Origin of the sequence: Sanguibacteroides justesenii (assembly GCF_003204205.1) — a bacterium.
In the GTDB taxonomy this organism is placed as follows: Bacteria; Bacteroidota; Bacteroidia; order Bacteroidales; family Marinifilaceae; genus Gabonibacter; species Gabonibacter massiliensis.
In genome coordinates, this window is record NZ_QJPL01000009.1 from 59,418 (window position 1) to 85,211 (window position 25,794).

A 25,794-nucleotide genomic window follows, 5' to 3' on the forward strand; every position below is an offset into this window, starting at 1 on the left:
TGGTCGAATTACGATCTTTCCTATAAAAGCGAACGCACGTTTTAAATCCTACTTCATTTGCTTTGAGGGACCGTTATTTTCCGCTCCTTGCGTTCCATTCTTAATTCTAATAAAAAAGCGGCCAATAATCCTATACCACCGAACAAAAGGACAGAGGCACTATAAATGACAGTTTCTATTTTCATGTTTAAAAAACTGTCATTACCCGGAGCATACAAGTCAAAACCTAAGGAACAGATCAAAAAAGCAATAAAGATACCCAACCCCAAACCGATCAACAAGCAGCCTCCTTTTAGGGCACTAAACGAGAAACTGGAAAAACCCGGCAATTGAAGTTTTTTGCCTGACCATTCAGCTTCACCAAGCACTTCAACCTTATCAAGCACCAATAAGCGTTCGCGTCTTTTGGCATACAACTCGAACAATTTATAGATCAACAGAAAGAACGAAAGGGCGTAAATAGTGAACGGCGAGTTTCGGAACGCCCACCCGACGGATTGTTTGAGCGTAGCGAGTCCCGGAGGGTAGTGAACGAAACTCGACTACACGATCGGTGAGAACGTCCCCGCCCCGAGAGGTTGTCCCCCGTCGCGATTGTAGATTGACGATTTAAAATTGTAGATTAATCAGTAATCAATTTAAAATTTACAATCTACAATTTAAAATTAGACGGATTAGGAAATTGGGAGTAGACTTACGATTTTATGACTTCATCTCTATGAACTTTGGCTCTACGGACTTTCCAAAATATTTCCATTCTTTTCCGTCATTTTTAATATCTTTGCCGAGTCTGATAACATATACCAAAAGACAATCTGTTGTAAAACAAAGAACATGACAGGAATAAAAAGCTTAGCAAAAGATACGGCGATCTACGGAATGAGCAGTATTATCGGAAGATTTCTGAATTGGTGTCTGGTACCCCTTTACACGTATAAACTGGCAACCGGAGAATTTGGAGATGTAACCAATCTTTACGCGTGGATGGCGTTGCTACTGGTCATTTTGATCTATGGTCTGGAAACCGGTTTTTTTCGTTTTGCCAACGACGGCGCAGAAAGAGATCCCAAAACGGTTTATTCAACTTGCCTTTTCTCTTTAGCCACGACTTCCGCTATTTTTATGGGACTTGTCTTTTTGTTTCAATCCCCTATTAGCAGGCTTCTTAAATTATCGGAACATCCGGAGTACATTTTGATTACGGCTGCTATCATCGCCATGGATGCCTTTTGCGCACTCCCCTTTGCCTATCTACGCTATTTGAAACGCCCGATACGCTTTGCCGCCCTGAAACTTCTGTTTATCGCTTTAAATATCATCCTCAACCTGTTTTTCCTTGTCGTATGTCCTTGGATATGGAAACATGCCCCGGAATGGATCAATTGGTTCTATGACCCGACCTATGGTGTAGGCTATATATTGATATCCAATCTATTAGGAACATTCATTGTCCTTTTAGCTCTCGCTCCCGAGATCGTACGTATCCCCTGGCGTTTCCGCCCGGATCTATTAAAGCGAATTCTACGTTACTCTTTCCCTCTACTTATCTTAGGTGTTGCCGGAATCATGAATCAGACCCTCGATAAAATCCTATATCCCATGTTGATTTCTGATCCCGTTGCAGCCAAAAGCGGATTAGGAATATACGGGGCCAACTACAAAATAGCCATCGTCATGGTGATGTTCACGCAAGCTTTCCGGTACGCTTACGAACCGTTTATTTTTGCCCAAAACAAAGGAGAAGATAAACGGGTAGCTTATGCCGAGGCCATGAAATATTTTATCATTTTCGGGCTTTTCATATTTTTAGGAGTGATGTTCTACCTGGAAATACTCCGTTACTTTATCGATCCGGACTATTTCTCCGGTTTACAGGTTGTCCCTATCGTGATGATCGCGGAACTCTTTTTCGGTATATTCTTCAACCTCTCTCTCTGGTATAAATTGACGGATAAAACCCAATGGGGAGCTTATTTTTCTCTTTTCGGTTTAGCCATAACCCTGACCATCAATATCGCTTTCGTTCCCCGCTACGGCTATATCGCCTGTGCCTGGGCTGCCTTCACCTGCTATTTTGCAATGATGATCGCTTCCTGGTTTATCGGACAACACTATTATCCGATCCGGTACGATTTAAAAGGAATCGGGAAATACCTTCTGTTAGCCTTGGTTCTATACGTTATCGCTCTGTGGATTCCCATTGAAAATCAGATTTTACGCCTTAGTTTCCGGACTATCCTTCTTGTCTTATACATTTTATACGTGATAAAAAAGGATTTACCGCTCAAACAAATCCCTTACCTCAACCGATGGGCTAAAAAATAAAACTTAACGACCCAAAAGGTTTTGCACGAACTGATGCCACAAAGCAGGTTCTACCAGGATCGGAAAGATAAAACCATAAACAGCCCCGTAAAAGTGAGCATTGTGATTTATATTATCACTATCCCGCTTCGCCATATACTGGCAATAAAAAAGATAGAGGAAACCGAATAATATTCCGGGAATAGGTAAAATAGCAAAGAAATAGATCTTATCCCAAGGGTTTAGGAATATAGCCGCAAAAAGAACAGCGGAAACCGCACCCGATGCCCCGATAGAAGAATAATACGGATTTTTATTATACTTGAACAAATCATAAACAGAAGCAGCAATCATTCCCCCGAAATAAAGCAACAGATAGCTTATCGAACCGAAACCGTTTACCGCAAACCATTGTTCCAAATAAGAACCGAAAGAGTAAAAAGTAAACATATTCACGAACAGGTGTACCCAATCGGCATGCACAAAACCGTGCGTGATCAGACGGTACCACTCTTTAGCTCTTATCACCCGGTAGGCAGAAAAAGCCAGTTTATCAAACAGTTGGTGATTATTAAAACAAGCCATCGAAACCACCACCGTGGCAATAATGATCAATAATGTCAACATAATTCTCTTCGTTTAGGTTACGAATGTACAACATTTTACGTTTTCTCCCATTCTTCCGGCTAAAAAAACAGGGAGAACAATATTTCTCCCTGCCGTAAAAAATGATAATGATACAAAATCTTAACCGAATTTACCTTTCGGTCTATTTACGCTCTTCTATATCAATATACATATCGCCTGAAAAATCGTTTAACAGATATTTGGCAAAATATCCCCGCATCTTATGTTCCAACAATCGGTTCTCTCTCCCATCTATTGCATGTCCGCTTCGAGGGAGAATCAGCATGTCAAAGTTTTTTCCGGCATCTATTAATGATTGTACCATCCGCATCGCGTGAGCCGGATGAACATTATCATCCTGCATTCCGTGAACGAGCAAAAGATGTCCCCGGCAATTCTCAACCAATTGCATATTGGTACGAATTTCCCGAACCTTAAAGTTCGTCCTTTTATCATAGGGTTTATTATCTCGGACTACGCTATCGACGATCTCTTGCACTCCATTGTTTAACTCCACCCAATCAAGAGCATAAATCCGGTTATCATGATTCCCCGATACGGAAACGGCTACCGAATAAAAATCCGGATAGGTTAGTAAAGCAGCCGTAGACATAGCACCTCCCCCGGAATGTCCGTAGATTCCAACCCGAGTAGTATCGATAAACGGATATTGCTTCGCTAAATCTATAATTGCTGCCCGATCATCCGCCAACGGGTAATCTCTCATGTTACCATAACCAAAACGCTGATACTCTTTTCCTCGGATTGGCGTTCCTCCCCGATGGCCGACCTGAATAACCACAAAACCCAACTGAGCCAATTTGGTGGCGTAACTTGAGCTTAAACCAAACGATACCGGTACATATTCTCCCTGCGGTCCGGGATATACTTCCGAGATGATCGGATACTTCCGGTTCGGGTCAAAGTTCATCGGCCGCCACATTACCCCGTAAAGATTTGTAATCGAATCGGCCGCCTTCACCTTAAAACGAATCGGCATATTCCATCCTTTTTTAAGGTAAGGATCTATATCGTGTTTAACCAACTCCAACACAATCCTACCTTTAGCATCCCGAAGAACGCTACGGGGAACCGTGTCGACCCGGGAGAAATTATCAATTATATATTTTCCGACCGGAGACAGCTCTATCTTATGCGTGGCATTCTCCGGAGTAAGGATCTGAAATCCGCCTTTATCAATATTTGTCTTACATAAAACTTTATAATAGGGATCTCTGTCCGGAACAACACCATAAGCATAAAAATAAAGATCCCGTGTCTTTGAATCGATTTCCTGAATATGTCCCGTCACATACTCTCCGGAAGTCAGTACTCGTTTCAATTGTCCCGTCTCCCCGTCATACAAATAAAAATGCCCGAATCCCGTACGCTCCGATCGATAAACGATCTCTTTTCCGTCATTCAAGAAAAAAACCTGAGCCAAAACATAATCGAAAAAAGGTTTATCCACCTCATGAATCAATACCCGTACGCTATCCGTATCCATATCATACACGCACAACTCCTTCTCGTCCCACGTGCGTTTGATACGTTGGAAATAGATCTTTTTTCCATTTTGAGAAGCGTATAAAAACTCGACGTATTGATCTTTCCATTTGGAAACATCCAATTCCCGAATAGCGGGAATCGTCACATCGACCAGCTTCAAACCATATTGACAGGCCAAGCTGTCTCCGGCGACGGCATAGCGATAGGTTCGCAAACTCGGGCGTTTCCAATGAAGGTAATCCGTAAGATACATCTCCCCCAAGCAGCGTCGATCTTCAGATTGGATTACAAAATGAGTCGAATTCGGCAACCAACAACCGTTAGGCCTTACCTCCCGTTCTTCCATTCCTTTAAAATACTGACCGTAAGAGTTGAATCTCGAACCATCATCCGAAAGTCGAACAAGCGTAGAATCACCGCTTTTTTCAGGATTATGCGCCAAAAACAGATTATGATCCCTTACAAACAAAATGTATAAGCTATCCGGAGAATACTCCCAGGCAGAAGGCTGGCCGTAATATTCCCACTCTTCCGCTTCCGATTTCATCACTCCGGTTTTCAAATGATAGGAAAATTTTTCATCACCTATATAGAATGAGATCTTTTTCAACGAACGATCAAAAGTTATCCCGTCCAGCCCCAGATTATCGGGATTTACCTTGTTCCCCGTCAATCGATTTACCTTCGTTGCTATATCCCGGTTATCAAACAACAGCTCTTGTTTTCCTCGTTGCGGATAGACAATATAGTATTTCATACTACCGCCATCTTTGTATCGAAACCAAAAATTATCCGTGCCGTTAATAAAATAAGGAACAATAGAAAATCCACCCCCGAATCCCTTAAACTCTTTTTCAAACCGAAAAACCTGTTCGTAGTCTGCTTGCGCGACAGCCGAAGCCATCACCGCCATACAAGCTAACAAAATAAATACCTTCCTCATCTTACCTTCCGTTAAAATAATAGTTTCCGACACCCAATTTCCAAATAACATCGCGTATCTTTCCGAAGCTCCGAGTCGAACCGTAAACTTTATTGCTGAACTTATACAAGCTACTCATATCCTTACCGTCGTACTGCAATTCGTATATATCAAAGAATCCATCTTTAAATGCGACTCCGATATGATGTTCGAAACTCTTTGCCCCATAACCGAACATGGACTGAGTGGCCATAGAAACGATCTCCTTATCGAACGTCCGGACAATACCGAATTCATATTTATGGAAGGTCTCGTCGACTTCAAAATAATAGATATTCTGTTTATCGCAAACATATACCATATTGCAATTCCGAAAAGTACCGAGTTTTACAAAATCGGTAATTCCGTGTTCCCGCGTCAAATTAATCTTCTGCGAGCTGTATATTTTCACGTGCTTCGCGGAAGAAGGCGCTCCTCCGACAAACAGATGTAACATATATTCCCCTTCCGGACTTTTAGAAACAACTGCACTCCCGGAAACTCCCTCTTCCTTTACCCTAAAATAATCCGATTCCATAACCTCATCCGTTAAATCCGTAAAATGCGCGGCAAACTCCTCTTCTTCATAAACCAACTCCATCTCCGTAAGATTCCGTCTATTACTGTAATAATCGGAATAGATCCCCAAGTACCTCTTTTTTCCGGCAGCATCTTCTTCTATGGCATAAATCGTTCCGGACTCCACGTAATCGCTAAATATAATATTCGATATTTTTCGTTTTCCACCTAAATAAACCACATCTTTGGAAAAATATCCCAAATGATAACCCGTGGCGGGATTACACCTTCGAGTATACAATAAACCGTCTTTATCTAATAAAAAACTATCGAAACAGGTATGAAGCAAATCCACGGGATGGAAAGCAACAGGTAATAACCCGTTACTAAACTCCTCTTCTATAAATGTCTCTTTTTTCAACGACTCTCCATTCAACTCCATAAATTGATTTCTTTCGGGTAGGGCCGTTTTAACAGTAACTTCCCCGAATACCCGATTATAATCGTCGAAAGCGTAATGTTCCCTTAATTGTAAAGGTTTTCCATTTATAGGTTCCCCGTACAAATCACTGTAACAATTGATATAATCCGCTATATACACAACCGTATCATTTGTCCCGGTCTGAGAATTACTCGGAATCCTACCCGCCTTCACAAATCCCAAATCACTATTTTCTCCATTTTCCGTCAATAACAAAAATCCCATTTCATAGAGGGGTTTCACCTCGATCGAAAACTCCTTGTAAAATTTCGCTCCGGTTTTCTCATCCTCCACGGTCAGCAATCCTCGTAAAGAACCCAACTCTTTTGCCAAATGCGTATAGACAGAATCATGTGAAACAACCTTACTCTCTATTTGCCATTCGTATCTTACGCCCGCCGGATTTTTCTCGTCAAAGGTGAGTTCCGGTTTAAAAGTACGCGATTCGTTGACGACCATAGTAACACTATTAGGCAACTTTATCCCTATGGTATAAATTTTACCGTAATCATAATTCCCTTTATCCTCAAAACAGCTCATGCAATTCAAAAGGCAAGCAAGGATAAATATGTATTTTATCGTATTCATAATGTTTATGTTTTAAATGACTAACCTATAACCGGTACTGATATAAATCCACCGTTCTCTTCATCCGGGATAGGCTCCCGATCAGCTAACCAATGCTTAAATCTCAAGGCGGCGATACGTCTCTCGCCGTCGCTCATTTCACTCATATCCGTTATTCCAGTTGCTTCCATGAAAAGCTCAAATTTTCTTTTGGAATAGGTTCCCAAGTAAAACCGTTCGACGACCCTTTCATCCCACCAGGAAGGTCTTATAGCAATATCCGTAACAGAGAGAATCGAATGACTCCAAACGCCTCCTGTAGATAAAAAGATCTCTGATTCCTCCAACTTCAACTTTAAAAATAATTTTTCCGTTCGCAATAACGGATGATTTTTTAATTTTATACTGAACGTATCCGATACAACTCCTCGCCTGAAAACAAATCGCTCCGGTAGTACAAACATATCACTCGCGAGCGTCGATGCTGTATCCACCTTCACGATAAATTCTCTATCTTCCTCAAGAAGGTCACCGGTCAAATTAACAACAACAGGATATTCATACTCTTCGTCTAAGGTAAAGAAAAAGGAAAAATAGAGCGTATCCTTTTCATTCGACTCGAAAGAAAGATACCGGGGAGAATTATAAAGCTCTATTTTCCGCTGTTCGCAAGCCCAAAGCATAAGGGGAAAAATCAACATTCCCATTAATTTATATTTCGTTTTCATCATCCAAATTTTTAATTATTCATTTCGTCTATTTCCGGCGAGGGTAATACAAACTCTTTTTCCAACGTCTTCTCGGTCCAAGCATCTATAACGACAGGCATATGATGACGTTTATAAAAAAAGAACAACTGACCTTCTCCGTACACTTCCCGACGCAAATCTTTCAATATAATATTCTTTATAAACTCCTCTTTCGTGTTATACCCTGCCACACCTGCACGGGAACCTCTTTTACGAACAACATAATACACGTAATCTTCAGCTAATTCCGGATCTTCATCAAAAACGGCTTCGGCAGCAATATAGTACATCTCGCTTAAACGAATCATGGGTATCATTTTACTGCAATACTTCCCTTTACCTTGTGTCAGTTCTTTTAATCTTTTGGGAAGCGGTTGATCTGATCCGTATAGCGGGTGGTCTTCCCACGCTTCATAGCGGTAATCGTATTTTTTATCACTATTAGAAAACAAGCCGTCTACATCTTGCATACATATATAATTGTTCTCCTCGAAGTATCCGGTCGAATAATCCGTCAAATTATTATTGTATAAAGCAAAAAACACATCGTCATAATATTTGAGATTACTTTGAGACTCCACATCGTCTCTCGTTGTAAATTCGATCCAATCCTCTTGTTCATGCAGATCGATCAACTCTTTAGCATAAGCGAATGCACTCTTTTCATCTCCCTTGTACATATAGACACGGGCCAATAAACATTTAACAGCCCAATAATTTAACCGGTATCCCCGGAATTCTAAAAAACGATTGCTTTCAAAACTCGTTAATTCCAATCTCGCTTTAAGTTCCTTTACCCTTTCCAATTTACTCCGATCATACTCTTGTACCAATTCATGCGCTTTTTTCAAATCACTAACAACAGAATCCAAAAAGACGGAACTTTTTACCTTATCCGGAAAATAAACAGGGAACTCGGTTACATAAGGTAAAGCCTTAATTTCACCATCTACTTTTATACTGGGAGCAAACAAACGTAATAAATCGAAATGCACGAGAGCCCTGACCGCATAAGCTTCTCCTAAAATAAGATCCCGTTCTCTCTCTTGCAACGAGAATAGATTAGGATCGGCGATTAGAATATTCTTTATTAACACGTTACAATTGGCAATAATATTATATCCTTCTGTCCAAAAAGTCTTGATTATCGTTTTCACCCGGGTATATTCGTAATTATATTTGGACGCCTCTTCATAAGCATGATTCTTCGTGTTCTCCGTATCATAATATTGTGCCAAGATATCCAAGAATCCCCAAGATAATTCCTGCCCGTACATACCTTGTTCAGCCATCGACTTATAAAGTCCATCCAATTGAGTATAAAATCCTTCTACCCGGGAGAATAGATCTTCTTCTGAAATCTGTTCTTTAGGCTCTATGGTTAACCATGAATTACAAGACATAAATGCCAAGCATATTCCTAAAACACACCATCTATTTAGCATAATTTAAAAATTAATCATTAGGTTGAAATTAAAACTCCGGGCAAAAGGGTAATCCAATCCTCTCTCCCGTTTCACGCTACACAGTTGAAACAATTCTCCGCATCCGATTTCCAAACGCACTCTTTCGAGTCCCAATTTTTCCGAGGAAGATTTACCCAATTCGTATTGCAAAGACATCGAGCTTAATGAAAACATATTATAGTCCTGCATAAAACGGGACGTAGGTCGTGTCTGTTTATATCTCTCCTTAATATCTTTTAACGGAGCTTTATCGCCGGGATTTTGCCACCGTTGGCTCAACACCCGCTTATCCACATTTTCAGTTTCTATATTCGCGTTCTCGACATAATATACCAACGTTTCATTGTACCGCTCGCTACCGAACTCATAAGAAAAATTGGCCGTCAAGGTAAAATTCCGATAGGTTGCATGTAATCCTAAAGACCCCGATCCCAAAGGCTCCGTATCTCCGATAACGACATACTCCTTCGGATCATTTTCAAATACCACGGCCCCTTTTTTATCTAAAAACACCTCTTGTCCGGTAGCCGGATCTATTCCCAAAGAACGCATCCCGTATTTAGCCGTTAAAGAACCTCCCTCGTAAAATTTCGTCCAGATTTTCCGTTCATCCGACTGCTCCCCCAAAGCTTTATCCGAGTTGTCATAATACGCTTCTACTTTCCGATTATAATCTTCCAACGATTTACCGATTTCAAGCATCCTGTTCTTATTCCGGGCGATGTTACCGTTCAGAGCTAATGAGAAATCCCGTCCCTGATACACACTCGCGTAGATATCGAACTCCACTCCTTCGTTCCGAACCTTGCCCAAATTATCTTTATACACGCTAAAACCGGAAGTGGAAGGAATAGTGACATCATTTACCATATCGACGGTTGTTTTATTATAATAAGATAACTTCAGATTGATCTTACCCCTCAAAAAAGAGGCATCTACCCCCACATCTACAGTACTTGTTTTTTCCGGCTTTAAAGAGTGATTCCCCAAATAGGTGATTTTAGTCCCGAAACCCGTCACATACCAATCATCGAACATATTTACAAAATAGTTCCGGGCAGCATAAGCCGGAAAATTAATATTTCCGATCATCCCGTAAGAACCTCTCAACCTCAATCGATCCAACCATTCCGTGTTTTCCAAAAAACTGTATTTATGAATATTAATTCCAAGGCCACAAGCCCAATAAGGAGAACCTTTTTTCTCCGTCCCGAAAACCGAAGAACCCTCGTAACGAAAAGAAAAATCCATCAGGTAAATATCGTTCCAACTATAATTCAAAATACCGTTTATTCCGGCAGAACGGGAGGTTGTTTCTCTCTTACTGGGCTTCCCGTTAACCTCCGACGCATAATTCACGGAAGACAAATGCCCCGAAGGAAAACCGACATAGTGTGTATATACCGAATGACTTTTATTCTCTGTCAACTCTCCGTTAATAGCAATATTAATATCGTGTTTCTCTATCGTTTTATTTAAACTTATCCCCAAACGAACATTGACTCTACTGGAACCTCCGACATCGGTATACAAATCTCCGGCAACCAAATTATCTACCGAAATCTTCCGGGAGCTGTACTTCGAAAGCGGATCTATAAAACGACTGTCATCATTCCATCTTCGAGTCACTCCCAATGATCCCTGAATCATCAAATAATTCGTCACGTTACAACGCAACTGCAAATTATCCATCAGTTCATGTTGAGTCGTTTTCGCAAAACTCTCCAATCGAGCTTCATACATCGGGTTAGGAGAATCCCCCCCCGATGCGAATGTCGTGAGTTCTTTCAACAAGTTCCCGTTCGCATCTTTATACTTTACATAAGGCAATTGATGGGAATAATCCCGAAACGCTCCATAAGGAGAATCGGCCGTTGAAGTATAATGGTAAGAAACAGAATTACGTAAGAATAATTTTCCGTATTTCAAATGAATATTAAACTCGCCTCCCCAAGTATTTCGCTCGGAACCTTTCATTACGCCATCGTTTTGCGAATAGTCCACGATAAGGCTATAACGAATAGCCTTCGAACCACTTTCAATCTGCAAACTATGATCGTGTCGAAAAGCCGTACGCAAAGGCAAAGCCATCCAATCCGTATCTACACCCTCCACATAGACGGCATTCCACCTTTTCATATACAACTCCTGCCCATCATACATGGGAGAGTTTGAATTCGGATCATAATCAAAGACACCGGAACGTTTCTCAGCCTCCAACTTTTCCCTCGCGTTCATCAGATTATATCCGGACAAATCAGGAAATTCCACGGATCCCGTCACGTTATAGCTGACCTGTAACCCACCTTCTTTAGGGGTACGGGTCGTGATAACGACTACCCCGTTTGCAGCCCGCGAACCGTACATGGCCGTTGCTGCGGCATCTTTCAGGAGAGTCACCGACTCTATCCGGTTCGGGTCCAAATCGTAAATCTTACGTATATCCACCTCAAACCCATCTATCACAAACGTGGGAGTATTCGGGTTCGCCTCCAATGAAGATTTCGCAAACGGATTCGCTCCCAACTCATCCAACTCCATTTTACCCAAGCTCGAACGCCCCCGAATCGTTACTTCTGGCAATTTATTCGGATCGGAACCGGCTAAATTATCCTCCGTAATCTTAAACGACGGGTCGAATATCTGCAAGGCTTTTATAATATTCGTTCTCGATACTTTTAACAAATCGTCTCCCCGTATCGTTCTCGCGTTTCCGGTAAAACTTTTGGTATTGATATTTCCATAACCCGTAACCACGACCTCCTCCATCTCTTCAACATCATCCTCCATTTTTACAAGAATAGGCTCTCCGGGCACAACCGCATGTTCTACCTTTTTCATTCCGATAAACGAAAATACCAATACCGGATTTTTCGATTTTTTTAGTGCAAACGTAAACTTACCCTTTGCATCGGTTGTAATTCCCAAAGTCGTCCCTTTCAGTACGATGGTGACTCCCGGAAGCGGCCCCCCCTTGGAATCGGTCACTTCTCCCGTCAAAATCATCTTCTCAACAGCAGGCGATACCGTCTTCTTTTTAATAATAATCGACTGCATTTCAAATTTGTAGGTAAAAGAAGTTTTTTCAAACAATCTGGTCAGAACCGAATCCACCGTCACGTTTTTCAAGTTTAAAGTCACCGATCCGATCTCTTTCAATTGTTCCGCATTATACACGAAATTCAACCGGGTCTGTTTGTTGATCTCTTTAAATACATCCTGTACACCTACCTTTGTCAGATGAATCGTTACTTTTTGCTGTTGAGCCGCTACCACTCCCGGTAGTAAGATCACGGACAACAACAAAATCACTTTAAAAACCCTGGTTTTTCCATTTTTTAAGCATAAAAGCCGTCCAAGACAAAACCATCTTCGATTTTTTTCCATAAATTTGTATATTACTATTTAACACTCGGATGTGTAAACATCCATCTTCTACCGAAAGTTGCTGGAACAACTTTCGGTTTTTTATCTTACTACAATTACATGATTTTCAATATCAAATTTTACAGTAGCCGTCTCTTCGATCAAATGAAGGATATCCCGGACATCCGAAAAACGTTCCATAATACCCGTAAAAGTCCGATACCTTATCTCCTGATTCTCATAGACGACCTCAATGTCATACCAACGACTTAAACGTTTCATGATCTCCTCGACAGTCTCATTCTCAAACACGAACTTACCCTCTTTCCAGGCAGTATAAACAAACGGATCGACTTTTTCTTTGGTGACTAACCGCGTACTTCTACAATACGTTGCCATCTCATCCGGACAAAGTAGGGTCTCTCTATCCGAAAAAACATCCTTTATGCAAACACTTCCATCTACCAGCGTCGTCCGTATGGTATCCCGATCATAACTATTCACGTTAAATCTCGTCCCCAACACCTTCACTTCCATCCCTCCGACATTTACAACAAAAGGATACCGATTATCATACGCCACTTCAAAATAAGCCTCTCCCCTCAAATATACCCTTCTCTCCCTTTCCGTGAATCTCACAGGGTAACGGAGACTCGTTTCCGAATTCAGCCAGACTTTCGTTCCATCCGATAATTCTACCGGGTAAAAACCTCCTTTCGGAACATTCAGCGTATTGTAAATCTCCTCACTGCCCGAGTCAACCTTCACCTCCGCGTAACTCAAACCGTGCAAGGAGTCATTACGAATTCCCGTTGCCGACAAATCTTTACATCCACTCCCCGTTCTACTCAATTGAATCGTTTGACCATCCGCTAATATCAATTCAATTACCGCACCTTCCGGGCGAAATGCTTCGGTTCGTATCGTCGATTTTTCCCCATCCGTTATTTGCAACTCCTTTACAGCCCATATCGCAAAAAATCCCAATAACACGATAGAAGCCGCTATGGAACGATACCAAATCAACCGACGCCTCTTTCGTCGGCCAATGGTTTGTCGCAAGTGAAAGTAAACAGCCGACTTATCCTGTTCGAAATCGACAGTCGAACTCTTTTGCCGGATAGCAACCAGCTCTTTCAATAACTCCACATGTTCGGGGACACTCATCCACCGATCGACCTCCCTGTTTTCTAACTCTTTCCTGCAGGAAAGAATCTTGATAGCAAATCTTATATCTTCCTCGTGATAGCTCATCTTCTCTTATTTTTACATCTAATACCCCTACCCCCCAAAAACGGGTGACACGCAAAACCTACTTTTTTCAAAAAAAATTAAACCCATCCGACAAATAATAAGCAAGCATCAATCAAAAAAGATATAACGCCATGAAAATAAGAGTTTTTATCGGGACAATATGCATTACCTGTAATCAAAAGCATCAACAATATACACTTACTATCTTATTAACAGAAAGTTATAAGCCTACAACAAAAATTTCATTACTTTTTCTTACCTTTGTATAACTCCTGATCATATTATCATTAGCAGAACATAATAATAATCGAAATCCACGTGCAATTAAATCAAAAAAGATATGCAGTATCATAAAGATAAAGACATGAATGAACGTACCACTTTTCTTTATAACAAAATATCCTCATTAATTCAAACTACTCGGGAAAAAGTGGCAACAACTATAAATCTTGCAATGGTATATACTTATTACGAGATTGGAAGATATATTATTGAATATGAACAACAAGGAAATGAAAGAGCTCAATATGGCAAGTCTGCGCTAAAAACACTCTCCATACGGTTGACGGAAAACTTTGGAAGTGGGTTTTCGTATCCGAATATAAAAAGGTTCAGACAATTTTATTTAACATATTCGGAAAGGCTCAACAGTGTTGAGCCTATTACGGAGAATAAAATTCCCGAAGAAAGATATAAAGTTACACCCCAAGCCTTAGGTACTAATTTTCCTTAAGTTGGTCTCATTACCTTTATTAATGCGTATTGAAAATTTAGAAGAACGTAACTTCTACGAAATTGAATGTACAAAACAACCAAAACAATTAAAATTCTACATTAAATAAAACAGAATGCGAAGCATAAACCGGATTATTTATACCGGATGAAAAACATAATCACACGGTCTTCTAATTCATTGCGCAAAAATCTTAACGCTCGGGCAAGATGTGTTTTAACGGTATTTAAACTAATTCCGAGTTCTTCCGCGACCTCTTTGTATTTCTTCCCTTCCACCACACATTTGATCAAAACATCATGTTGCATTTCCGATAACAGACACAATTGCTCTTCCAAGCGAACAAGACGTTTCTCGTGTTCATCCAATTCCCCGGCTGCCGAATCAAATAACGTTTCCAATTCGTATTCGCTTGTTTTCACCACGCTTAAATGCCTTAAATAATTCAATGCCTTATGCTGCGCCAAAGCAAACAGGTAAGATTTTACAGGATATACCGGATTCAAACATTTCCGTTTATTCCATAGCAATAAAAAAGCATCGTGTACGATATCTTTCGCTATCTCCTCATCCCTTACATAATTATACGCAAAACCCGTAAGGTTGGAAAAATGCTTACTAAATAGCTTTTCGAAAGTTTGACCGTCAAAAAGTTCTTCCATTATGCCATGCTTATAATAAATTATTATATTATATACATGCAAATGTAAGCTTTTTACCGAGTATTACAATAATATTAACACAAGGAACAGAGACCTGTTATAAAACGACGAGGCCGTTTGAGTTTTTCAAACGGCCTCGTCCATCTATATTATACCGTGATTAGGCGGGAATCAAACCGGAAATAAGAATCAATACCAACAATCCCAAGATCGCGTACAACTCGGGGAACACGGCCAATACCATCGTAGTTCCGAATACATTGTATCCGCTACCGATAGCGATAATACCGTTCGCACAAACCTGTGCCTGACGAATAGCCGAAAAGAAGGCTACCAACCCAAGACCGATACCCGCACCGAATATAGCGGAAGCAACGCCCCAATCCATAGCAGGATTCAAATGACTACTCAACAGGAAGTATCCCACGAATCCGTACAATCCCTGAGAAGAAGGCAAAGCGGACAGACCGATATATTGACCGGAAGCCGTCGGGTTTTTCTTTAAAGCCCCCACGGCAGCATTACCGCAAATTGTAACACCATAAGCACTACCAACACCTGACAATGCTACCATCAATGCAATTCCTAAATAAGCTAATAAAATTGGTTCCATAATTTAAAACGATTAATTTGTTATTTCTAATAATTTCTATTTTCTAATTAAGCTACTTTTTTCCTAAAAGGTTCATATTGTTTACCCCCTCCTTCAAAACTGGCATTCTTGTAAAACTCCACGAAAGTGAGTCGCATCGGATGCACGAAAGCCCCGATCATACACAAACCGAAATTTATCGAGTGTCCGATCAGCAGGATCAAAAAGGCGGCTATAAATTGAACGACAAAAGGTAATGACGAGGTCAATTCGAAAGCAAGCGTATTAAATACACCGCCTAAAATACTACCTGTCAAACCCAAAGCAAAAAGACGGATATAAGACAAGGTATCTCCCAACAAGCCGGTTGCCATATTGTAGGTTCCCCATAAAGCCGAACCGAGATTCGTGAACACTCCTTTGCCCGGAGAATTCATAAAGAGAATAACGATAGCACATATACCGACGATACCGTACAAAACATAGGTCAACACGAGAGGTAATGTCATTCCCAATGCCGGAAGACCGAGCAAAACGATCCCCATAAGGATCACCACGACCCAGGCAATTGTCGACATAGCGTACTTAAAGCCGTACTGCTTCGTCAATTTAGCCGCACTGATGCACATTCCGAAAAGGATCTGTACAATCCCGACTACAACTGCAAGTACCATCATCGGATTATAGCCCCCGAGGTATTTTCCATAATTCGCTTCCGTCAAAAAGTACTCTTTCACGCCTTTCAGCCAAGGCCATTCAACGGAATCAAGGGCGATACCGAAAAACGATCCGGTAAGAATACCCACTACAATGGTGGTAATACCCAAAATTTGTCCTAACACGAGATACCCTTTCAGCTCCGGTTTAGCCTTCCGCCCCAACCAGAAACATACGGCCCAAATCAACAAACCATATCCTCCGTCTCCCATACACAAGCCGAAAAACAGCATGAAGAAAGGAGCTAAAAACGGGGTAGGATCCAATTCGTTATAGTTCGGTAAAGCAAACATCCGGGTGATCGGCTCGAATAAACGGGTATAAGCATTATTACGCAATAAAACAGGCACATCATCCTCTGGTGTCGGCCGGCTAAATTCGAAATAAGTATCCTTGGTCTCTAAAAATTTTTTCATCTCCTCTTCCTTCTCTGCCGGAATCCACCCTTCCAAAGCGATGACTTTCTCTTCAACCAAAGCCCTCGCCGCATCTTCAACCTTCAATTCGTCCACGATCTCACCGACATGCAACCGATAATCCTTTAAACGATGGATCGCATCCTCCGCTTCCCGATCTAATTTCTGATTCAACGTTAAAGCCTCTTTTCGTAAACGCTCCATCTCTCCAGCCAATTTTTCCGCCGATTCCGTCGGAAACACGAAGGGATCTGCCTCCAAATCCACTTTCGTTCCAACAGGTGTCACCGTCACGAAATACTTCTGTCCCATCATCTCGTTTACCACAACGGCATTGTAAAGCCCTTCCCATGCGGTATCGAATTTCTGGTCCTGTACCGTAAAGAAACGAAGCTCCCAGCCTGCCTTTTTCAATCCCTCGATCCGGTCTCTGGAAAAATCTCCCCAAGGACGATATTGCGCGTATTCTTTCTGGACATAGGCCAATTCCTGATCGATTTGCTCTAAACGACGATAGCTGTTATCCAAATACTCCAACAACTGATCGTCGGCAACGTCGACTTTTTCCTTCTGATCGGTCGCGTTCCGATTTTCCAATCGCATAATCATCTCGCCAGCCTGTTTGATCAGCATCAACTTGGTCTGCAAGGCTTTATCCTCGGCCGAACGCTCTACATTTTCATGGATATGAACCACTCCCTTTTCCCGAAGTTCCTCGAGAAATTGCTGATATTCTTTATAAAAAATCAACAGGGATATTTTTTTCATAGGTACTATCATGACTCTGCCTCCATCATTTTACGGTTTTTCACGATCTTTTGCGAAGACTTGGAAAGATTCTCCTCATCCTCCAAGAAACGCTTAATCTTCCGGATTGCCTCCTGGAATCCGGGGATCTGTACTTTCTCGTACAAATTCACCTTCTGAGTGGTCTTCTTCCTCGCCTTATCCAATAACTCCATTTTACGCATGTAAAACTCCCTTTCCAAAGCGATATCGACCACCTCTTTGATGTATTGTACCCCGTCAAGGAACCACCCCGGCCGGTTAAACAAGCTGAAATCCTTTACCTCGTATTCCACCCCGTCCAAGACAGGGGTTTTTACTCCGGCAATTTTCTTTACAGACATATTTACCTCCTTCACCACGAGAATATCTTTCGAATACTCGTCGTAAAGTTGTAACATATCATGTAATTGATTCAAAGTCTCTTCCAACTTCTCGTCAAACTCGTCGGCAACTTGCTTTGCCTTTTTCACTTCCGACCGTAATGCGGACTCCTTATTTTTGATGGTAGGCAACGCCCGCACCCGCATCTTCAGTTGTTTATCCAACCCCTGAAGCGAAGTTTTATTGTATTGAAATTTTATTGCCACCTTTCAAAATATTAAATTCAGATTTCTATTCCATATATCATGATTCTTTGATTGGATGATATAGTGATTCCGTGATTATCTATTCATACCGGCATTTTTGGTTCGAATAGAAATTACCACCATTGATATTATTTCATTAATCTCCGTCTTCAATGCAATTAATTCCTCAACAGGCAATAATTCAGATTCTTCGATTATTTCGAACCAATAGGCAGTTTCATCCGCTTCTTCCTCTACAATCCTCATTTTATTAATGAAATCCTTATCAGATTTAGCCCGACAAACTGCTCGATAATTGGCTCCTACCGACAAAGCAGATCGTAGAATTTGATCTTTTACAATCCATGCCAAACGTGTTTCCGGAAATTTTTCAACCATCCGAATGACATCTAAGCCTAATTGCTTGGTTCTACGTTTAAACTCGATCTGATTCATAATCACCTAATAACATAATCCCCTAATCACATAATCACTTAATCACATAATCTTTATATCCGCCAAATTCTTCTACTATTTCCGCCTTGATTCCCAATTCCGAGCGGTTGAAATACTTCCGGAACAAAGTCCAAGCCGTATCCAACATCTGGTCGGTGGAGATGTTGACGTCGATGGCCAACAAATCGTTCGAATACTCTTTCGCGAAATCGAGAGTCCGGCGGTCATAATCCGTCAAATCGAATCCGTTCTCCATTTTGGTCCGGGCATTGGCAGCATCGGCATACAGACGAATAGCGGCATTCATAACCTGCGGATGGTCCTTACGGGTTTTCTTACCGATCACCAATTGTTTCAAGCGGGACAAGCTTCGGAAAGGATCGACGATAACCTTACCGATTTCCGTATCTTTACGCAAGAACAATTGTCCCTCCGTAATGTATCCGGTATTGTCAGGGATAGCATGTGTAATATCTCCCCCGGAAAGAGTGGTTACCGCGATAATCGTAATAGAACCACCTGCCGGGAATTGTACGGCTTTCTCGTAAATTTTCGCCAAATCGGAATAAAGCGAACCGGGCATAGAGTCTTTAGAAGGGATCTGATCCATACGGTTGGACACGATACTCAAGGCATCCGCGTACAGAGTCATATCCGTCAACAATACCAATACCTTCTCATTTTTATCCACGGCAAAATACTCGGCAGCAGTCAACGCCATATCCGGAACCAACAAACGCTCCACGGGAGGCGCCTCCGTCGTATTCACGAAGCTGACGATACGATCCAAAACCCCGGCGTTGTCAAACAAATTCTTAAAATACAAGTAGTCATCATTCGTCAATCCCATTCCCCCCAAAATAATCCGGTCGGCCTGCGCACGCAAAGCCACGTTGGCCATTACTTGATTATAGGGCTGATCCGGGTCCGCAAAAAACGGAATCTTCTGTCCCGATACCAAAGTATTATTTAAGTCGATACCCGCTATACCCGTGGCTATCAATTCGGAAGGTTGTTTTCGGCGTACCGGATTCACGGAAGGACCGCCGATTTCACGTTCATCGCCGTCGATAGCCGGACCCCCGTCGATCGGATCTCCAAACGCGTTGAAAAAACGACCGCATAAATCTTCTCCGACTTTTAAAGTAGGTGCCTTTCCGAGAAACGTCACTTCTGCATTTGTCGGAATCCCTTCCGTTCCGGAGAACACCTGAAGGGTTATATCATCTCCCCAGATTTTCACGACCTGAGCCAAACGGCCGTTCACGATAGCTAACTCGTCATTTCCGACGCCCTGAGCTTTCAGTGAACACGTGGCTTTCGTGATCTGGGTGATCTTCGTGTAAACTTTTTGAAAAGCAACTGACATAATCAAATTTTAATTTTTATAACCTAACGATTCGGTGATTGCAGATTCTGCGATTCAGTAATTCAATCACAAAATCTTTTAATCATTTTTTTTTCTCTCGTTAATAATTTCCTTCACTTCTGCCTCGTATTTCTTAAAGTGTTCAGACTGGAACTCGGAATAGTTCATCTGTTTAAACCCGTTAATGATACGTTTGAAATAGGGATTTACCTCTTCAAAGGAGTCAAAATCAAAATCGGAACGCACGACATCCAACACGGCATTCAACATATACTTCTGACGCTCCATAGAGGTCGAACCGTCGATATTATCAAATGCATCTTGTTGCAAAATAACAAAGTCTATCAATTCCGATTTCCAGTAAATCAAATGATACTCCAAAGGTACACCGTCATCCCCCAGGATATCGATCTGTTCGGCAGTTTCCCGTCCACGAACCAACATATTCCGCGCTTCGTTTACATCGGCGATCCAATGATCCGAAATATTCTTCTTTGCAAACTCCATGAACTCCGGATACTCTAAGTATTTGGAATAAGACTCCAACGTATCGATGGCCGGATAACGCTTGGCATCCGCACGAGCCTGCGAAAGAGCGTAAAAACAACGGGCTACCTTCTTCGTAGATTCCGTAACCGGCTCTTTCAAGTTACCTCCCGCGGGAGATACCGTACCGATAAAAGTGACAGAACCGGTTTTCCCGTTATTCAGGTAGACCATTCCGGCACGAGCGTAGAAATTTGAAATAATGGCAGACAAGTCCATAGGGAAAGCATCCTGTCCCGGAAGTTCCTCCATACGATTGGACATCTCACGCAAAGCCTGAGCCCAACGAGAGGTAGAGTCCGCCAGCAAAAGGACTTTCATCCCCATGGAACGATAATATTCACCGATGGTCATAGCCGTGTAAACCGAGGCTTCACGGGCAGCCACGGGCATGTTGGAGGTATTGGCAATGATCGTCGTTCTCTCGTATAATTTACGTCCCGAGCGAGGGTCTTCCAACTCGGGGAACTCCGTGAAAATTTCTACAACCTCATTAGCCCGTTCACCGCAAGCAGCCATGATGATAATATCCGCATCGGCAAAACGGGAAAGAGCATGTTGCAATACCGTTTTACCCGTTCCGAACGGACCGGGAATAAATCCGGTACCTCCCTCTAAAATCGGATTCATCGTGTCGATTACCCGTACTCCCGTTTCCATCTGACGGAAAGGACGCGGCTTATCCACGTAATTTCTTACGGCGACCTTCACCGGCCACTTCTGTGTCATCGTCAACGGAAACTCTTTACCGTTTTCGTCTTTTACGATGGCAATCGTATCTTCAATCGTATACTCTCCGGCATCAGCGACGGAAACTACCGTGTATTCGCCTTGCATCTTAAAGGGAACCATAATCTTATGGTCCAACCAATTCTCTTTCACGTTTCCTAACCAGTCTCCGGCTTTTACCCTATCTCCCGGTTTAGCCAAAGGAGTAAAACTCCATTTTTTATCGACTTCCAACGGATTCGTGTATTCTCCTCGTTTTAAGAAAACTCCGGTCATCTTATCCAGGTCATTTTGCAAACCGTCGAAATTCTTCGATAGCAACCCCGGTCCCAAGGTGACTTCCAACATATGGTTTTCAAATTCTACCAACGTACCGGGTTTCAAACCACGCGTACTTTCAAATACCTGCACATAAGCAATATCTCCAACGACCTTGATGACCTCCGCCATCAGCCTCTCGTTACCCATCAGAATGAAACAAATCTCATTCTGGGAAACCGGGCCTTCGGTACGCACAAGCACGAGGTTGGATATAATACTATGAACTTTTCCTTGTGTTTTATCCATTTTTCAATTTTTAATTTTTAATCTCTCCATCTTAAATTTCCGGGAATTCTTCCCTTGTAAAATTTAAAATCATTTGAACTCCTCCGTGAATTCAAAACTATGCCTGAACTTCTCGACCATCTCCATGAATACCTTACGTCCGGACTCCGAACTCATCTTGCTCCATCTTTCAATAATCATCAATTGCAACATAAAGCTCAAAACCTTCTCCACGGAAAAATACTCGAAAACAACGGCTTCCTCTATAAAGTCCCAATGCAACAAATCCAACCCCCGCTCCCTTTCCACCAAATTAGGATTAGCCATTAAAGATATCACCTTATCCACGTAAGGATAATCCATAGCCAAGCCAAAATCTTTCGAATTGGACGTACGCAACGCTTTAGCGAAAGCATTGTTCCCGATCACCTCTTTCTCTATCTCTTTTCCGTATTTCCGACAATTCAACGCGGTGATCAGATTCTTGACATTCATTGAAAATTCCGCGTATCGTCTCACAAAAGAGTTTCCGGATTTCAATAAATAATCGTAATACATCCAACTCAACACATTTTCAGGAGCTACATCGTATTTCAGATGTTCTCCTTTAAAATCAGCTATAAATTGATTCAAATAAGGAAGTAAAGAAGAGGTAGGTTCGGCAATCTCATCTTCGAGTTGCTTTAAAGGATATACCGTCGAAAGAGTAGGGTCAGGCTCCTGCTTCGTCAACAGACGAAGAATCTGTACATGATCTGCCGGAAGAAAGAACAGATTCAAAAGTTCCATATCTTTTTTGCTCAAATCGTTTTGAGCCAACTCCCGCAGATTACTGACAGATATTGCCAATTTCCGATCATCCCAAGCGATCTCCGGCAAACCGGCAATCAAACAGTAGTAACCATTTTTTAATATCATCCCTCTCAGTTTTATTTTACGATTCTGGATTCTGCCATTTTATGATTTCATGATTAAAACGCATAATCTCCAAATCATTCAATCACATAATCACACCATCTCATGATTCATTAATTTTTATAAAGAAGTTCTTTCGTGAAACTCCTCATGTATTGAGAGAAGAATGCCTCAAACAGTTCTTCCGAGAAAGTAATCTGATAACCTCCGTCTTTCGGCTGAATAACAAATTCACCTTCCACATTGCCGGCTTTTACACGTAAGCCCTTATCCAGAAGTTCTTTGTATTTGGTCGCAACAAAAGATTCAAATTGAGTTTTCTCATCATCCGAAAGGATCACTTCCAAATTTAAATTCCCGGATGAGATATCCCATTTTTTTACGATTGTCATCAACAACTCCTGAACAAATGTCTTCTCCTCAAATCCGACTTTTGCCATCTCTCCGGCAACTTTCCCCGAAATCAGCTCCGTAACGGACAATTTTAACGCGGCAATCGCTTGTCTCACGCTTAAATTCATCTCGGATTCTGCCTTTTTCTTCAAATTACTGATATCCGTATTGGCTGTAGCATGCATTTCGTCTGCTTTAGCCTTGGCCTCGGCTATAATCTTCTCGGCCTCTTGTCTTGCTTTCGCGAGGATCTCATCCGCCTCCTGACGTGCTTTATCCACCCCCTCGTCGTAAAGTTTCTTCGTTAAAACATCTAATTTATTCTCCATATATATGTGTATTGAAATAGTATTTTTCCATCCCCATTTTTTAACTTTTCATTGTCTCTTAACTCTCTGAAAAAACGGCCTCAAGGTATTAAAAATTATCGGGAAAAGCAAATGAAAATTAACACGCCGAATCGCTGATTTCTTCTAACCGCCAAGCAGATCGAATCTAATAATTCGGATAATCGTAATCTTCAAATATCATACCAAAAATCAAAATACATGAATATAGATAACGTTTGCGGTGCTTATAAAGTTTATGAAATCTTTTTATTTCTCCATCTATTGCTTTCGTGGTCGATCAAGCAGAAAAGTCGATTCGATAGCACTTTAACCCCGTCCCAAAGTGCTACCAAAGTGCTAACGTGAATAATTTATGGAGAAATACCGATCATAAGATCAGCGGTTATTTTGAAAATAGTATATTTGTTTCGAATAAATAAAACTTGAAATAAGGACTCTGTTAAACAAAACCGGTTAAAAAGTCTTGCGTTGCGTAATTTAATTCGACTCATTATGTTAGATCACAAACTCACGATATTCTATCACACGGCAAAATACCTGAGCACGACAAAGGCTGCCGAAGAGCTGCATCTTTCCCAGCCGGCCATATCCAAAAGCATAAAAGAGTTGGAAAAAGAATTGGAAGTCACTCTTTTCGAACGGGAAAAAGGACGTTTCGTGTTGACTCCGGCAGGAAAGTATTTATTGGAAAAAAGTGAAGATTTATTGGATAAAGAGCGGGAGATCGAATTCGGCATCCATCAAATGAAACATGAATTTTCCGGTACTCTGTCTATCGGTGCCAGCACGACGCTGTCACAATACATCTTACCGGGAATGTTAGCCCCGTTCCGCGAGCGTTTCCCGCATATCAGGATTAACCTGATCAGCGGAAATACCAACCAGATCGAACAGGAAATCCTACACCGCAACATCCAGTTAGCCTTTATCGAAGGATCTCCCTCCGAACCGGATATTCACTACATACCTTTTTTACAGGACGAGATCGTATTGGTTACCTCAACCCGAAACCCGAGCAAGGAGGTCATCACTTTGGAAGAACTAAAACAACTGAAATTCGTGTTCAGGGAAAACGGTTCCGGAACTTATAAAATCATTCAGCAACAGTTAGCCAAATCAAATATCCGCATGGAAGAGTTGAACCAGCAGATTACGATCGGAACAACCGAAGGAATCAAACAATACCTGAAACATTCGGATTGCTATGCTCTCGTTTCAGTGTTCAGCATCCGGGAAGAGTTAGCTTCCGGAAAACTAAAAATCATCGATATACAAGAGTTGGAAATCTCCCGGGAATTGTATGCGATTCATAAACAGGGCTATTTAGATCCGTACGCCAATAAATTATTGCAATATTGTGTAAAAAACAAGAAAAAGAGTTGGTAATACTTTTATAGTCCCTCCCAATCCGCACGTACAATTCCATAAGGGAATTTGTGTTTTCGCAAAAACCACATTATCTTCGCAACACTTTTAAGAAAGATTATCAAAAAATAAGTGCATGAACAATTGGATAATACAAATAGCGGCCCCGGCAGCAAAAGCGGCAGATATGGATATGAGCCTATGGGGGTTGGTTGTCAAAGGGGGATGGTTAATGATCCCTATCTTTATTCTATCGATTATCGCCATTTACATCGCTTGCGAAAGATTTTGGATTCTTCGGAAAACAGGAACGGGAGATGAAGCATTCATGCAACTGATTCAAGAAAAAATACAAAAAAAAGACATAGAAGGAGCTTTAACCGACTGTGATACGGAAAATACCCCTTTGGCCAAAATCATAAGAAAAGGTATTCTATTGAGACGGGAGGCGCCGGGAGAGATTCGCGAGTCCATGGAAAATACGGCAAACTACGAGGTAGCAACCCTGGAAAAAGGATTAGCAACCCTGGCAACTTGCGCAGGTACAGCTCCCATGATCGGATTTTTAGGAACAGTAGTCGGAATGGTTCAGGCATTCTACGACATGGCCATGGCCGGCAACAATATCGACATCAGTCTGTTGTCGAGGGGTATATATACGGCCATGATCACGACCGTGGCCGGATTGATCGTCGGGATCATCGGATACTTGGCTTATAACTACTTAGTTTCCCGGATTGATAAAATCGTCCTGCACATGGAACGGTATAACTCCGAACTCATCGACCTGCTGATCCGGTTAAAAAAACAGGAATCACCCCATCACTAAACCTTTTAATCACACAAT

The 25,794-nt window shown here is 41.6% G+C and carries 21 protein-coding genes; 4 read left to right on the plus strand and 17 right to left on the minus strand.

The window, feature by feature from the left end; translation table 11 throughout:
- Positions 1-53 precede the first annotated feature (53 nt).
- Entirely contained in the window at positions 54-461 is a 408-nt protein-coding gene (locus tag DMB45_RS13080; protein ID WP_070807429.1) for a DUF6249 domain-containing protein, read from the minus strand.
- A 373-nt stretch (positions 462-834) separates the two neighbouring features.
- On the opposite strand from DMB45_RS13080, the gene DMB45_RS13085 reads away from it, so the two are divergent.
- The gene (locus DMB45_RS13085) at positions 835-2,325 is read left to right on the plus strand and encodes a lipopolysaccharide biosynthesis protein (protein WP_041501919.1); all 1,491 of its coding nucleotides are present in this window, start codon (positions 835-837) and stop codon (positions 2,323-2,325) included.
- A gap of 3 nt (positions 2,326-2,328) precedes the next feature.
- Here the strand turns inward: DMB45_RS13085 and DMB45_RS13090 are convergent, their stop codons facing one another.
- The 7 genes from DMB45_RS13090 to DMB45_RS13120 form a co-directional block, all read right to left on the minus strand.
- Entirely contained in the window at positions 2,329-2,931 is a 603-nt protein-coding gene (locus DMB45_RS13090; RefSeq protein WP_041501918.1) for a rhomboid family intramembrane serine protease, read from the minus strand.
- Between the two features lie 142 nt (positions 2,932-3,073).
- Positions 3,074-5,383, minus strand: a complete 2,310-nt coding sequence (locus DMB45_RS13095; RefSeq protein WP_041501958.1) for a S9 family peptidase — start codon at positions 5,381-5,383, stop codon at positions 3,074-3,076.
- A 1-nt stretch (position 5,384) separates the two neighbouring features.
- A complete protein-coding gene (locus DMB45_RS13100; protein ID WP_110688842.1) occupies positions 5,385-6,989 on the minus strand; it encodes a PKD-like family lipoprotein in 1,605 nt (534 codons plus the stop codon).
- Positions 6,990-7,009: 20 nt separating this feature from the next.
- Positions 7,010-7,699, minus strand: a complete 690-nt coding sequence (locus DMB45_RS13105; RefSeq protein WP_082027463.1) for a DUF4843 domain-containing protein — start codon at positions 7,697-7,699, stop codon at positions 7,010-7,012.
- 8 nt (positions 7,700-7,707) lie between these two features.
- The gene (locus DMB45_RS13110) at positions 7,708-9,162 is read right to left on the minus strand and encodes a RagB/SusD family nutrient uptake outer membrane protein (protein ID WP_110688843.1); all 1,455 of its coding nucleotides are present in this window, start codon (positions 9,160-9,162) and stop codon (positions 7,708-7,710) included.
- Positions 9,163-9,165: 3 nt separating this feature from the next.
- Positions 9,166-12,570, minus strand: a complete 3,405-nt coding sequence (locus DMB45_RS13115; protein ID WP_052634281.1) for a SusC/RagA family TonB-linked outer membrane protein — start codon at positions 12,568-12,570, stop codon at positions 9,166-9,168.
- A gap of 81 nt (positions 12,571-12,651) precedes the next feature.
- Entirely contained in the window at positions 12,652-13,803 is a 1,152-nt protein-coding gene (locus DMB45_RS13120) for a FecR family protein (RefSeq protein WP_052634279.1), read from the minus strand.
- A gap of 340 nt (positions 13,804-14,143) precedes the next feature.
- On the opposite strand from DMB45_RS13120, the gene DMB45_RS13125 reads away from it, so the two are divergent.
- A complete protein-coding gene (locus tag DMB45_RS13125; protein WP_052649354.1) occupies positions 14,144-14,536 on the plus strand; it encodes a DUF1016 N-terminal domain-containing protein in 393 nt (130 codons plus the stop codon).
- A gap of 134 nt (positions 14,537-14,670) precedes the next feature.
- Here DMB45_RS13125 and DMB45_RS13130 read toward each other — a convergent pair whose 3' ends face one another.
- The 9 genes from DMB45_RS13130 to DMB45_RS13170 form a co-directional block, all read right to left on the minus strand.
- Entirely contained in the window at positions 14,671-15,198 is a 528-nt protein-coding gene (locus tag DMB45_RS13130) for an RNA polymerase sigma-70 factor (RefSeq protein WP_235375020.1), read from the minus strand.
- Positions 15,199-15,358: 160 nt separating this feature from the next.
- On the minus strand, positions 15,359-15,811 hold the full coding sequence (locus DMB45_RS13135; protein ID WP_041501909.1) for an ATPase: 453 nt from the start codon (positions 15,809-15,811) through the stop codon (positions 15,359-15,361).
- 47 nt (positions 15,812-15,858) lie between these two features.
- Entirely contained in the window at positions 15,859-17,691 is a 1,833-nt protein-coding gene (locus DMB45_RS13140; protein ID WP_160289119.1) for a V-type ATP synthase subunit I, read from the minus strand.
- A gap of 8 nt (positions 17,692-17,699) precedes the next feature.
- Positions 17,700-18,299, minus strand: a complete 600-nt coding sequence (locus DMB45_RS13145) for a V-type ATP synthase subunit D (RefSeq protein WP_041501907.1) — start codon at positions 18,297-18,299, stop codon at positions 17,700-17,702.
- Positions 18,300-18,374: 75 nt separating this feature from the next.
- Positions 18,375-18,734, minus strand: a complete 360-nt coding sequence (locus DMB45_RS13150) for a four helix bundle protein (protein WP_041501906.1) — start codon at positions 18,732-18,734, stop codon at positions 18,375-18,377.
- 34 nt (positions 18,735-18,768) lie between these two features.
- Positions 18,769-20,106, minus strand: a complete 1,338-nt coding sequence (locus DMB45_RS13155) for a V-type ATP synthase subunit B (RefSeq protein ID WP_110688846.1) — start codon at positions 20,104-20,106, stop codon at positions 18,769-18,771.
- Positions 20,107-20,181: 75 nt separating this feature from the next.
- Positions 20,182-21,945 carry a V-type ATP synthase subunit A gene (locus DMB45_RS13160; RefSeq protein WP_041501905.1) on the minus strand — a complete coding sequence of 588 codons (1,764 nt, stop codon included), beginning with the start codon at positions 21,943-21,945 and terminating at the stop codon, positions 20,182-20,184.
- A 69-nt stretch (positions 21,946-22,014) separates the two neighbouring features.
- Positions 22,015-22,842, minus strand: coding sequence for a DUF2764 family protein (locus tag DMB45_RS13165; protein WP_041501904.1), 828 nt, complete (start codon positions 22,840-22,842; stop codon positions 22,015-22,017).
- A gap of 110 nt (positions 22,843-22,952) precedes the next feature.
- Positions 22,953-23,561 carry an ATP synthase subunit E gene (locus DMB45_RS13170; RefSeq protein WP_041501903.1) on the minus strand — a complete coding sequence of 203 codons (609 nt, stop codon included), beginning with the start codon at positions 23,559-23,561 and terminating at the stop codon, positions 22,953-22,955.
- A 513-nt stretch (positions 23,562-24,074) separates the two neighbouring features.
- Between DMB45_RS13170 and DMB45_RS13175 the strand changes: the two genes are divergently transcribed.
- Both DMB45_RS13175 and DMB45_RS13180 read left to right on the plus strand, forming a co-directional pair.
- The gene (locus DMB45_RS13175; RefSeq protein ID WP_041501902.1) at positions 24,075-24,968 is read left to right on the plus strand and encodes a LysR substrate-binding domain-containing protein; all 894 of its coding nucleotides are present in this window, start codon (positions 24,075-24,077) and stop codon (positions 24,966-24,968) included.
- Between the two features lie 115 nt (positions 24,969-25,083).
- Positions 25,084-25,776 carry a MotA/TolQ/ExbB proton channel family protein gene (locus DMB45_RS13180; protein WP_041501901.1) on the plus strand — a complete coding sequence of 231 codons (693 nt, stop codon included), beginning with the start codon at positions 25,084-25,086 and terminating at the stop codon, positions 25,774-25,776.
- Positions 25,777-25,794 lie beyond the last annotated feature (18 nt).